This window comes from Paenibacillus durus ATCC 35681 (assembly GCF_000993825.1).
GTDB lineage: Bacteria > Bacillota > Bacilli > Paenibacillales > Paenibacillaceae > Paenibacillus_AQ > Paenibacillus_AQ durus_B.
The window spans coordinates 3817310-3828681 of the sequence record NZ_CP011114.1; the positions used below are offsets into that span (position 1 = coordinate 3817310).

The 11372-nt window shown below is 42.3% G+C and carries 15 protein-coding genes and 1 pseudogene; 4 read left to right on the forward strand and 12 right to left on the reverse strand.

Features of this window, described 5'->3' with window-relative positions; all coding sequences use genetic code 11:
- Nucleotides 1-559: 559 nt before the first annotated feature.
- Entirely contained in the window at nt 560-760 is a 201-nt protein-coding gene (locus tag VK70_RS17780) for a helix-turn-helix domain-containing protein (protein WP_025695361.1), read from the reverse strand.
- A gap of 172 nt (nt 761-932) precedes the next feature.
- Here VK70_RS17780 and VK70_RS17785 point away from each other — a divergent pair, with 172 nt between their 5' ends.
- Nucleotides 933-1220 carry a hypothetical protein gene (locus tag VK70_RS17785; protein ID WP_025695360.1) on the forward strand — a complete coding sequence of 96 codons (288 nt, stop codon included), beginning with the start codon at nt 933-935 and terminating at the stop codon, nt 1218-1220.
- A gap of 141 nt (nt 1221-1361) precedes the next feature.
- On the opposite strand, the gene VK70_RS17790 is transcribed toward VK70_RS17785, so the two are convergent.
- The 9 genes and pseudogenes from VK70_RS17790 to VK70_RS17820 all read right to left on the reverse strand — a co-directional run bounded on the left by VK70_RS17790 (nt 1362) and on the right by VK70_RS17820 (nt 7114).
- A complete protein-coding gene (locus VK70_RS17790; RefSeq protein ID WP_025695359.1) occupies nt 1362-2063 on the reverse strand; it encodes a hypothetical protein in 702 nt (233 codons plus the stop codon).
- A gap of 198 nt (nt 2064-2261) precedes the next feature.
- A complete protein-coding gene (locus VK70_RS17795) occupies nt 2262-2969 on the reverse strand; it encodes a DUF4145 domain-containing protein (RefSeq protein ID WP_081754820.1) in 708 nt (235 codons plus the stop codon).
- Nucleotides 2970-3214: 245 nt separating this feature from the next.
- Nucleotides 3215-3844 (reverse strand): hypothetical protein, encoded by a 630-nt coding sequence (locus VK70_RS26645; RefSeq protein ID WP_025695357.1) that lies wholly within the window; start codon nt 3842-3844, stop codon nt 3215-3217.
- 26 nt (nt 3845-3870) lie between these two features.
- Nucleotides 3871-4152 (reverse strand): hypothetical protein, encoded by a 282-nt coding sequence (locus VK70_RS26650; RefSeq protein ID WP_025695356.1) that lies wholly within the window; start codon nt 4150-4152, stop codon nt 3871-3873.
- A 165-nt stretch (nt 4153-4317) separates the two neighbouring features.
- Complete coding sequence (locus tag VK70_RS17805; protein ID WP_051505041.1) at nt 4318-4656, reverse strand: hypothetical protein; 339 nt, start codon at nt 4654-4656, stop codon at nt 4318-4320.
- Nucleotides 4656-4820 (reverse strand): hypothetical protein, encoded by a 165-nt coding sequence (locus tag VK70_RS28395; protein WP_155986898.1) that lies wholly within the window; start codon nt 4818-4820, stop codon nt 4656-4658. The genes VK70_RS17805 and VK70_RS28395 overlap by 1 nt, the downstream gene beginning before the upstream one ends.
- 244 nt (nt 4821-5064) lie before the next feature.
- Complete coding sequence (locus VK70_RS17810; RefSeq protein ID WP_025695355.1) at nt 5065-5994, reverse strand: 5'-nucleotidase; 930 nt, start codon at nt 5992-5994, stop codon at nt 5065-5067.
- Between the two features lie 144 nt (nt 5995-6138).
- Nucleotides 6139-6264: pseudogene (locus VK70_RS29575) on the reverse strand (restriction endonuclease); the annotation flags it as partial.
- Between the two features lie 490 nt (nt 6265-6754).
- Nucleotides 6755-7114: a HesB/IscA family protein gene (locus VK70_RS17820; protein WP_025695353.1), complete on the reverse strand. Its 360-nt coding sequence runs from the start codon at nt 7112-7114 to the stop codon at nt 6755-6757.
- Nucleotides 7115-7483: 369 nt separating this feature from the next.
- Between VK70_RS17820 and mqnE the strand changes: the two genes are divergently transcribed.
- Together mqnE and VK70_RS17830 are read left to right on the forward strand one after the other, a co-directional pair.
- Nucleotides 7484-8590, forward strand: coding sequence for an aminofutalosine synthase MqnE (gene mqnE, locus VK70_RS17825; protein ID WP_025695352.1), 1107 nt, complete (start codon nt 7484-7486; stop codon nt 8588-8590).
- Nucleotides 8591-8637: 47 nt separating this feature from the next.
- Nucleotides 8638-9699, forward strand: a complete 1062-nt coding sequence (locus tag VK70_RS17830; RefSeq protein ID WP_046723592.1) for an NAD(P)/FAD-dependent oxidoreductase — start codon at nt 8638-8640, stop codon at nt 9697-9699.
- A gap of 6 nt (nt 9700-9705) precedes the next feature.
- On the opposite strand, the gene VK70_RS17835 is transcribed toward VK70_RS17830, so the two are convergent.
- On the reverse strand, nt 9706-9960 hold the full coding sequence (locus tag VK70_RS17835) for a YuzB family protein (protein ID WP_025695244.1): 255 nt from the start codon (nt 9958-9960) through the stop codon (nt 9706-9708).
- An 82-nt stretch (nt 9961-10042) separates the two neighbouring features.
- On the opposite strand from VK70_RS17835, the gene VK70_RS17840 reads away from it, so the two are divergent.
- Nucleotides 10043-10291 (forward strand): NifU family protein, encoded by a 249-nt coding sequence (locus VK70_RS17840; RefSeq protein ID WP_025692191.1) that lies wholly within the window; start codon nt 10043-10045, stop codon nt 10289-10291.
- 200 nt (nt 10292-10491) lie between these two features.
- Here VK70_RS17840 and VK70_RS17845 read toward each other — a convergent pair whose 3' ends face one another.
- Entirely contained in the window at nt 10492-11349 is an 858-nt protein-coding gene (locus VK70_RS17845) for a MetQ/NlpA family ABC transporter substrate-binding protein (RefSeq protein ID WP_046723594.1), read from the reverse strand.
- Nucleotides 11350-11372: the final 23 nt, after the last annotated feature.

Genomic DNA, 11372 nt, shown 5'->3' on the forward strand with positions numbered 1-11372 from the left:
TATTGCATTCACGAACTAGAGAGGCTTAAGACGTGCCAGCACAGGGTCGAAGACTTAGCCTCACAGGGTTGTCTGCAGCCATAACTTCCTCGCCTTAGCTTCTACAGACCCAGGGTATGATGCCATGTACTTATTCGATAAGCCTACATAAAAACCCTTAATTCTTCTTTTAGTATTTCTTTATGTTCTTCTATATAGGTAGTTAGATAATTAAATATATTTCGCTCTGATGTATATAGATAAAATTGCTCTGCCAAATGCTCTATTCTATGTATTGTTTCTTCATGTTCTTGATTCAATAATTCTTTATGTGTTATGACTTGATATAGTTTTAGTTCCTGTATTCTGTTAAATAAATTCGTTGTACATAGTCCATTGTCTTTTAATTCGCACTTTTTGTAATCTTGGCAGCAATTATATAGGGGGTGCTCTGTATGGGGGTTTGGTGAATGGATATAAAGCGAATCACAGGTTCCACTCTCTGCATCAATATGAATCCATGTTTGAAACGGTAGCTTACTATTTCTCGAATGGTCTTCTACTCTATCCAAGTTCGTCATTATTCCGCTATGTGTTCCAATAAATCTCCAGGCTGACAACCTAAAGCCGTACATAATTTATCAATCACCTCTAGGGAGACATATTCATTTGTATTGAGCTTCGCCATTGTAGCAGACGAAATCCCCGTCATTTTCAACAAATCCTGCTTCTTAATTTCCCTGTCAATCAACAATTTTTGAAAAGGTTTGTAACTAATCATCTGATATTCCTTTCAAACACGAAGTAAATTTTTCTTTAATTATATGAAAGTATATTTCCTTTATCAAAAACATCTTCAACATCTATTGACTTAAATATTCAATATGATAAAATTATATTCAATAAACTAAACTTTTATTCATAAAATTAAATCAATCGGATGGTGTTCTATTATGCCAAATTCTTTAGAAGTCTTACTTGATTCACTGATTCGTACTCGAATTGAATCTTTATATGGCCAACTTATCAAAAGCAACTCTAGTTACAAGCAGTTCTCATCCGAACGTAATCTTTACTTCAAGCAATTACACGAACTATTACCAGAAGAGATGCATAAGACATTATTTCTTTATGACGATGCAGACCTCTCCGTTCAAGCCATTTTAGAACGCGAAATCTATTTACAAGGTTTTAAAGACGCTCTTTACCTACATAACGAATTACATGTATCTTTAGATTGAGGGCGTACTGGCTCTCTTTGAGTTTTAAATCTGCGTATAACGATTCTCCCATTCATCAAGCCGTCACACTACTTTTCATGATTTTCGCAACAAATAATGTGATAAGTTTCGTTTTGTTATGTATGTTTCAATGTAGCAGTGTTAATCTTTCTTTTTGCCCAAGTGCCTGTACTGACCGTTAGCAGAAATATAGAGATTATGCTTTGGAATTGAAAACGGCAAAACCCTTGTAACTACCTCTACTCTTTTACCTAACATTAATGAATAATCTTTTTTCAATAGCTCTAATAACCTCTCAAAACCTTTTTGAAGATGTTGAGCTAATTTATAGTTCAACATCGCATCTTCTTTCTTTATATTTTGGTTATAATTAATTTCAATTTTTTCTGATGGCCATTGAAACTCAGGATGCTCTTCAAGTTGTTTCTTCCTATAGTTTCCCCATTCCATCATTTTTGCATCTGTGAAATGATGTTCGTAATTTCTTCGCTTATAAAGGTCATTCATTATTTCAAGATCTTTTTGTTCATGTTCTACATAATTTATATGAAACTCCTCAGCTTTATCCAACATTACTTTTCTTATACGAAAATATGAAGCTGAATTTTTCGATCTGTCTGCAAATAGATTCAGCAAATAGTTTTGCGGTGAGTATAACTTATCCTCTACTGCTTTGTATTGCTTATAATCTATAGGCTTATTAGACTTAATAATTTTTGAAAATTCATCTAAATATCTTTTATGTCTATCCAAATGTCTTATAGACAACTCTAGTACAAGGCTCATGTACATAATTAAGTCTTCTTTACTATCAAATTTAAACAACTTAGGATCTCGACTCATAATTTTCTCCTTTTGGTCGCAATATTTTTTGATTCTGTCGTATAACGTTGTTGTGTTCCTGACGTCGATTCTCCTTAGATAGCTCTTATCTTAGGGGAAACGATGTGTCTGCCTGAATTTACATCCCAGAAATACTTCTGGCAGATCGAGGGCCGAATGGCCGATGCGTGAATACGGTGTTATCCGATGCCAATTCTTCTATGGATTACTATCTATTTTTTCATTTTTAAGATTTTCTATATGTTCATTAAGCTCTTTTATTCTATGCGGAAGAATAAACAAATACTCTATTAAGTACTCAAGCAAATCTACCATATATTTTGAGGTTTCATAATTGGGTTCTTTCTCTAAATCAAAGTGTGCTCCTAAATTCCCTCCAATTCTTATTGCATGTGCGAGGGTTAGTATTGGTTTGTCAAGATCTACTTTATTAGGCAATATCTCAAGTTGTCTAGCCAATGGTCTATATTGTTCGGTTTCAGGTAAAATTGACTTAGTAATACCTTCTAGTAGTCTTCTACACAAAATAGATGTAGCTGTCCACTCCCCTAAATTGAACACATTGATTGTTGAATTATATGCTCTGACTAATCCTTTATTAAATTCAGGGTAAGATTCAATTCCTTTTATTGGTTTACGTCTATTAGAACCAGGAGAAATATATAAGATTCCCTCGTAATAATCATCAGAGTTTTCCATAAATTCTACTAGATAAAATTTAGACATTCCTCCGCAACCAGAGCATCGCGAAGTTGTAAACATAACTCTACCATTATACTCATTCCAATCTAAATAATAATTAACTAGTCTTGAACAGAATCCACAAGTGAAGTCTACAGACTCAGGGAGAGAGAATTCATCTATTTTAATTGTTTTTACAATATTACTTTCATTAATAATCTCCATATCTTTCACTCACTTTTTATTAATTGGTTTCGGATAACGTTCTTGTATTCACGAACCCGAGAGGCTTAAGGCGTTTCAGCGTCAGGTCCAAGACTTAGCCTCGCAGGGTTGTCTTATAAGTGCGCTTCCTCGAAAAGCATCTGCACACCAAGGGCCGTCAGGTCCGCAGCGCGAATACGGTGTTATCTGATGCCAGTGCCTTCTCTGAGTCACTAACAAAATCCCCCTTATAATCCACTATATATTTAAGCTAAGGTTCTCTTCATAAATTCATCAGACAATTCACTGTAATTTCTCCCTTTTCCCGAGGGAGAATACCCCCGTGTAATAATTTCAAATGCACAATATACCTTATTATTATTGAAATTAATTTGCTTGAATTTTTGATTTAATGTAAAGAAGACTGAACACTCCCTACCGTCAACACCATCATGTGAATAAGAATCATCATTAAAAATAACTGAAATATGATGTTCTATATCATTTTCTTCATGGGGCTCCCCATTTTCAAATCTATAAATAAAATCATCCCATATGTCTACCGTAAAGTCTTTATCTGTGTATCCAAATCTTTCTTGAAGCTTTTTATCAAGAAATATACCCTTTACGTTATTTTCCAATTTATTATAAAATTCAGATGCTTCATATATAAGATAAGTACCGACCTCATTAATTGATGTAAAGATTTTGGAATCTATTGAATTTATATTATTTTTGATTGCATCTATTATGACTTTTTTTGCTTTCTTTCTATCTTCGCCGTCTTTTCCAGTAAGTTCATAACAAAGTGGTCTTCTATATTTAAGATCAAATGGCAGATCATCGAAACTACCATATGCTCTATTATATATACATATAATTCTATCCCAACCCAATGTCCTTGCTACATAACCTAATTCAATTAGAACATTAGGATTAGGGGTTTTTCTTCCTTCTCTACCGGAATTAAAATACTTACATCGGCAATAAATAGTTTTGATTTATCTATTTTGGAAAAGATTGTTTCAGCAATATGCGGGGTGCCTGCTTCATCTTTAGTATCTTTATCTATACTAAATTCAATATCATATAGGTCAGAGATATTTAGTTCCTTTAGGGCACCCGTAATGCAAGTTTCAAGAAAACCTCGATTTGTATTGTTTGGTAAATCTGACTGCCAAGAATAAAATACATGGTTTTTCATGTCTATTGATCCTCTCTAAGATTTGATTTCATTTCTTGTGCTCAAATGAGAAGTGATGAACTATTGCTTTTTAGTAAATTGATTTCAGATGCAGTAGGAATATAATGTTGCAGAATGTCAGCGACTTCTTTGAACTACAATCTCCCTTTGTATTAAATTGGGATTTTAAGATTTCTTCTTATCATTTATATATTTAGATTTTTTAATTAATTCTACATATTCTCTATGCTTCTCTTCTAATGCCCTTATTATCATTTCAAGAATAAAAGGTGCATCCTTGAACAAGACATTAATATTCTCCTCTAAGTACTTATACAGAGCTTCTTTTTCAACTGTCATAGGCAACATTGGAGGAAGCGGCATTATTGTAGGCCCTTCCTTTATTGCTAATTCTTCAGGTGTAATAAATCCAAAGTGAAGGAAGTTATATAGTTCTCTGCTTTTCTCTTCAGTTATTTGGTATTGTCCACTAGAGTCTAAAGTGATTCGATCAAATTCAATCATTAATAGTTTTGAGGGTTTCCTATCTTGGATTTCATATACAAAAGTACCTCAAGAACTTCTTGTCGAGCTAAATCTTCAATATATTTCTTTGGTATTCTGTTGTTTTGGGGTATCTTAAATACTTTGTTTTCTTTTGTTATATATAAGCGTCTTACTCCGTTCATTTTGACCTCCTAGGAATTAGTTTAAAGATTCATTACTTGCTGATTTCCTACAACGTTTCCGCATTCACGAAAACCCGAGAGGCTTAAAGTGCGTTAGCGCCGAGTCGCTAGACTTGGCCTCGCAGGGTTGTCGGCAACCATAGCCTCTTTGCCCTCGCCTCTGCAGACTAAGGGGTCGTTAGCTCCGCCGCGTGAATGCTATGTTATAAGATGTTCCCGCCTTCTAGCACTACACTCAAATCTATTATGTATTATTTCTCTTGTTAACATCTCCAAATGGGACATGAACAGAAGGAAATGTTCTGGCAACCCCTTCGATATGGCCAACTTGATCATCAAAGAATATATGTGGCATGAAAACACTCAACACTCTTATTTTCTCAATACCTCCGAGAAAAAATGCTTCGTCAACTCTAATATCACGTTTTCTAAGTGTAGTAATCACTCTTTCATGTGCAGGAGCATTTCTAGCAGTAGCAATTGCTATTCGAATTCTCGGTTTATAATCAGGATCATTTTGATTCTTTAAGATTTCTCTTTGTTGTAGCTTAGATATCTCAGTGAAGAATCTTAACAAAGGCCCAGCTGGCAAGGGTTTACTTGCGAACTCTTTCTCATGAGAATGGAAACTTTCTAAAGCGCCACTTTGAAAAATAGACTCAGCGGAATCATCAGCAATGACACCATCGAAATCAAATGCTAAACGTATCTCATTATCCTCTTCGTTATCAACATAATCCGAAGGATAAATACATCCTGCAGGAAATCCATGTTCAACTGCTTCTTTAACGTCATCTGGATTTCCAGATAAAAATAGAGATGCATTAAAAGCATCCATGTACTTAAAAGGATTACTTCCAGCGACAAAAACAGCTCTACTAATTGTTAATCCGTATTTTTCAATAGACTTAAAAACCCTCAAACCCGTATCAGGATCATTTCTTGAGAGCAAAATAACCTCGACTATTTGATCTTGGGGGGTATTGATGCTTAATAATCTTTTTATAAGTGGGTAAGCAACACCTGGTGTTAATATTTCATTCTCATGCTCTCTCTGATACTCTCGATATACTTCTTCTCCATGTTCTCTGAATACACGGTCGGATTCTGTAAGATCAAATAATGCACTTGAGGCTACCGCAATAACAAATTTGCTTTCAATATCAAACGGCATTAATCTTTCATCCTTTCTCTTACTTCTTGAAATTTACAATGTACCTATCAAAATCACTTCCCCATCACCCTCTTCACATACTTCTCCGCCTTATAGTCCTTGCGCACTTCACGCAGTACAGGATTATTAGCCTCACTCCACGATTCCAAAATCACGACTTCCGACAGTCTTGTATACACCTGAGTAGCCAAGTTCAAGAAAAAGTCTGTATAGGTACATTTCGAATCCTGAACCATCTTCCATCCTGTCAATATCAGCGATAGTAATCGACTTTAAATCGTAGTTTTCTTCAAGAAACAGGGAAGGTCTATTGCGTTTTTGTAGAATTCTAAAGAACATCAAGCCGACAACAAAAAACACAACAATTACTACTGCCACAAATACATAGATCAATAGAACTACCTCCATTGGCTTAATAGTAAAATGATACCATAATTTTCTTGGGATATAATCGAAAAAAATGGGTTTTTTGGGTACAAAAAAGAGACAATCCTACTGGAATGCCTCTCTTCCCCATATTCAAGTCCAATTTTAAGTATAAAAAACCTCCCGAAGCTGCGTTTAGCAATAAACACAAGCTTGGGAGGTACGTTATCCACAACCCTAAATCCACGTTTTATGGGTTGTTAACGCCGGGCTTTCGGGGTTGTTAATGTTCAATTTTGTCGCCGCAATCCGCAGCTCCGAGCGCTCGTTTGCGCGGGGCTACCGGATCGCTAACGTTGAGATCAGCGGAGAAAAAACTGCGTCACACCAACACTCAGCAAGGCTCCTCGCTAGGTTTCCCTTCGTCCGTTGCCGTGCGGAAGCTGTGGCCGCAGCCGCAGGTGGCGGTGGCGTTCGGGTTGTTGACGGTGAAGCCGCCGGTCATGCCGGATTCCTCGAAGTCGATTTCGAGGCCGTCGAGAAGGCGCAGGTTGTCTTTTTCCATAATGACCTTGAGGCCCTTCACATCCATGTAGACGTCCTGATCGGTCTCGTTGTCATCAAAGCCCATCGCATACGAGAAGCCGCTGCATCCCCCGGGGTTCACGCCAAGACGAAGGAACATGTTCGGGATCTCCTGCGAGTCGCGCATGGTCTTAAGCTGCTCCGCAGCCGCATCGCTGATAGAAATCATGTTTCCAGCCTCCTTTTTATTTTTATGGAAATCGAAATATTGTTCATATTTTTAAATAAAGTATACTTCACTCCCACCCGGTCCACAAGTTACAGATCAAGGGAAGTGAAGGGAGCGGGGCGGTTGCTCACCTGTAAAGAGGGGTTTATAATAGGAAAAGCAATGAGTTAAAATTCGAAATTTTGTCACGTACGGCAGAGTCCTTATCCAAAAAATGAATTGCTGCCGCTTCGATATGTTGTTCCTGAAAACATCTGCGTCGTTTTTCAATACGTGAGAAACAGCGGGATGTTTTCTGTTCTTAAATGGCGGCTTTACGTCCATGCTGGCTAAGCCTCTTTACTTACAACCCTACTAGGAGGAATCATAATGTCTACTCTTATCACTCCCCACACGGATGCCAGAATGGCGGATATCATCGAAAAGGTTCGCGGCGGTGAAAGATTAACCCTGGAGGACGGCGTTTATTTATATGATAGCAGCGATCTGCTGACGATCGGCCAGCTCGCGAACGAAGTCAACCAGCGGAAAAACGGAAACAAAGTGTATTTTATCGAAAATATGAGTCTGTACTTTACCAATGTGTGCGAATCCCGCTGCGCGTTCTGCAACTTCCGCAAGGATGAGGGCGAAGAGGGAGCCTACACGCTCTCCGGCGAGGAAATGGTCTCCTATGTGGAGCAGCATATTCACCCCGGCGTGCGGGAGTTCCACATTGTGGGCGGCCATAACGACCATGTTCCGTTTCAATACTATGTCGATTCCCTCCAGGCGCTGCACGACCGCTTCCCGGATGTTACGTTGAAGGCTTATACGGCGGCGGAGATTGATTTTTTTACCCGGATCAGCGGTCTGAGCATCCGCGAAGTTCTGGAACGGCTGCAGGCAGCCGGACTCAAGACGCTGACGGGCGGCGGAGCGGAAATTCTGTCGGATCAGTACCGCAAAAAAATGCGCGTAGACAAGGCGAACGTCGAAGAGTACCTGGAGGTACACCGGCAGGCGCATCAGCTCGGTATGCGGACCCATACGACGATGCTGTATGGCTCCATCGAGTCCCATGAGGACCGCGTCCGGCATATGCTGCAAATCCGCGAGCTTCAGGACGAGACGAACGGCTTCATGGTGTTCATCCCACTGTCGATGCAGCCCAAGAGCAAGAACGCAGGCATTATGCGCCGCAACTCCGCGTATGAGGACCTCAAGACGATCGCCATCAGCCGGCTGATGCTGGACAACATCGATCATATCAAAGCTTATTTTATCAATATCGGACCGCAGCTCACCCAAGTATCGCTCAGCTTCGGCGCTTCGGACGTGCACGGGACGATTCTGAAAGAACGGATCAGCCATTCCGCAGGCGCACTGACTCCAGAGGGGATGACACGGGAAGAATTGATTTGGCTAGTAAAGGGCGCAGGCAAAATCCCTGTTGAGCGCGACACCTTCTACAACGAGATCAAGGTATACGAATAGCGATTGCACCTCACATACACCTTTTTTTGAAAGGCAGGGCTATCTGTATGAAAAAACTGCTTGTTCTCGGCGGCGGCTATGGCGGCCTCGCGCTAATCCAAAAATTGCTGGAGCAGCATCTTCCAAACGATGTGGAAATCGTCCTGATCGACCGAATGCCCTACCAGGGCATCAAGACGGAATATTATGCGCTTGCCGCCGGGACCGTCTCCGACCATGATCTTCGAATCGCCTTCCCTGTCCACCCAAGGCTCTCCGTCAAATACGGCGAAGTCGATGCTATCAATCTGGATAAACGGCTTGTCCTTATGACAGATGGCGAGCTTGTGCCCTATGACCTGCTCGCTATCGCCCTCGGTTGTACGGATAATTATCACGGCATCCCCGGAGCCGAGGAACATACCTGCGGCATCCAGACGCTCTCGGATACAAGAGAAACTTACCGCCGCCTGAACGATGTGAAGCCATACGGCACCGTCAACATTGTCGGCGGCGGGCTCAGCGGAGTCGAGCTTGCCGCCGAGCTGCGGGAAAGCCGGCCTGATCTGAACATTACCATTCTCGACCGGGGCGAGCGGGTGCTGTCCGCTTTTCCCGCGAAGCTGTCTCAGTATGTGGAAGAATGGTTCACCGAGCACCATGTGCAGACGCTTGGCCGCGTGTCGGTCTCCCATATCGAGAAGGACGCGGTCTTCAACGGTTCGGAGGCTATTCCTTCCGACGTAACGGTCTGGACCGGAGGCATTCAGCCGGTTAAAGTGATTCAGGAGCTCAATCTGGCGAAGGACCACGGCGGAAGGGTGATTCTCAGCCAGTACCATCAGGTCCCCGACTATCCCGAGGTGTATGTGATTGGGGACTGCGCCAGCCTGCCGTTTGCGCCCAGCGCCCAGGCGGCGGGAGCCCAAGGCGAGCAGGTTGCGCAAATTTTGCGCGCCCAGTGGCGCAATGAAACGCCGAGGCTGGGCAAGATCAAGCTAAAGGGAACGCTCGGTTCCTTGGGAAAAAGCGAAGGCTTCGGGCTGCTGGGCCGCCGGTCCGTCATGGGCCGGGTGCCCCGCATTCTAAAGAGCGGAGTGCTGTGGATGTCCAAGTGGCATTTCGGATAATCTTGGTCAGTCCAGCTCAAGCTTGTCCCAGGCTTCCAATTCTTTGATCTTAGTCTCTATGGCTTCTTCCAGTTCTTCGGCCGAATCCGCAGCGATGACTTCACCGTTAACCATGGCGAACGGCTCGAAGCGGCACTGGCTGCAGTTGCCCAAGCAGGTGTACTCGACAACATCGTAATCCATATTTTGTTCCAGTTTATTCTTCAGCGCTTCGGTGCCATGCCCCAGATTGCTGACACAAAATTCAATAATTGGTCGCATATAGTTCTCCTTGGCCCTTACTAACCGTTTTATTTTTTAAATATTTGTACTATAATATACGTACGAAAGGAGTGATTGAGAAATGAGTGAGAATACACAAAGTACTAGCATGTATGATGAAGTGCTGGAAGTTCTTGATAAACTGCGTCCGTTTCTGCAGCGTGACGGCGGCGACGTTGAGCTGGTCGACGTTGAAGACGGTATTGTTAAGCTGAAGTTGATGGGTGCCTGCGGCAGCTGCCCAAGCTCCACCATTACGCTGAAAGCCGGAATCGAACGCGCACTCATCGAAGAAGTTGAAGGCGTTGAGGAAGTCGTTCAAGTATTCTAATTTTTGCGTAAACCCGTCCCGGTTGTTTGCTTAGGCAAATGGCCGGGATTTTTTTATTCAATCACTATAAAAATGAACTTGAGATTCTATCGGTCATTATATAAAATTTTATATATTGTCACAACTATTCGCGGCGACAATAACAAAATCCCGCACGGCCCAAAGGAGGGCTGTGCGGGATTTGTTCAAATGACGGACAATTAGAACGCCGGAATGATGGAGCCTTGGTATTTGTCTTCGATAAACTTCTTGGCTTCCGGGGAAGTCAGCGCGGCAGCCAGCTTCTTGATCGCGTCCTTGTCTTTGTCCTCCGGGCGGGTGACAAGCAGATTCGCATATGGGGAATCTCCGCTCTCGATGAACAGGGCGTCCTTCGTCGGAACGAGGCCCGCTTCCAGCGCGTAGTTGGCGTTGATCAGCGCAAGGTCGACTTCATCCAGCTGACGCGGCAGGTTTGCGGCTTCCAGCTCGATGATCTTGAGATTCTTTTTATTCTCCGTGATATCCGCCTTGGTCGAAGAAATGTTGTTAGGGTCCTTAAGCGTGATCAAGCCGTTCTTCGCCAGCAGGATCAGTGCGCGTCCGCCGTTGGTGGCGTCGTTAGGAATGGCAACTTTTGCTCCGTCCTTCAGCTCGCCGATCGATTTGATTTTTTTGGAGTAAGCGCCAAAAGGTTCAACGTGAACGGCGGCGGCGGATACGAGGTTCCAGCCGTTCTTTTGGTTCTGATCGTCAAGGTAAGGCTTGTGCTGGAAGAAGTTCGCGTCCAGTTCGCCTTCGGCCAGTTGAAGGTTCGGCTGCACATAGTCAGTGAATTCCTTAATTTCCAGCTTGATGCCCTGCGCTTCGAGCTGCGGAGCGATAGCTTTCAGAATTTCGGCATGCGGAATCGGAGATGCTCCGACGACGAGCGTAACCGGCTCAGCGGCGGATGGCGAAGCCGAAGCTCCGGCCGTTGCTGCGGCATTCGAGGCATTGTTGCCTCCGTTATCGCTGCCGCAGGCGGCCAGCACCGCAATCAGCGTCAGACTTAGCAAGGTGAACAGTAGTTTTTTCATTGTAAATCCCCCTCCATAGTATG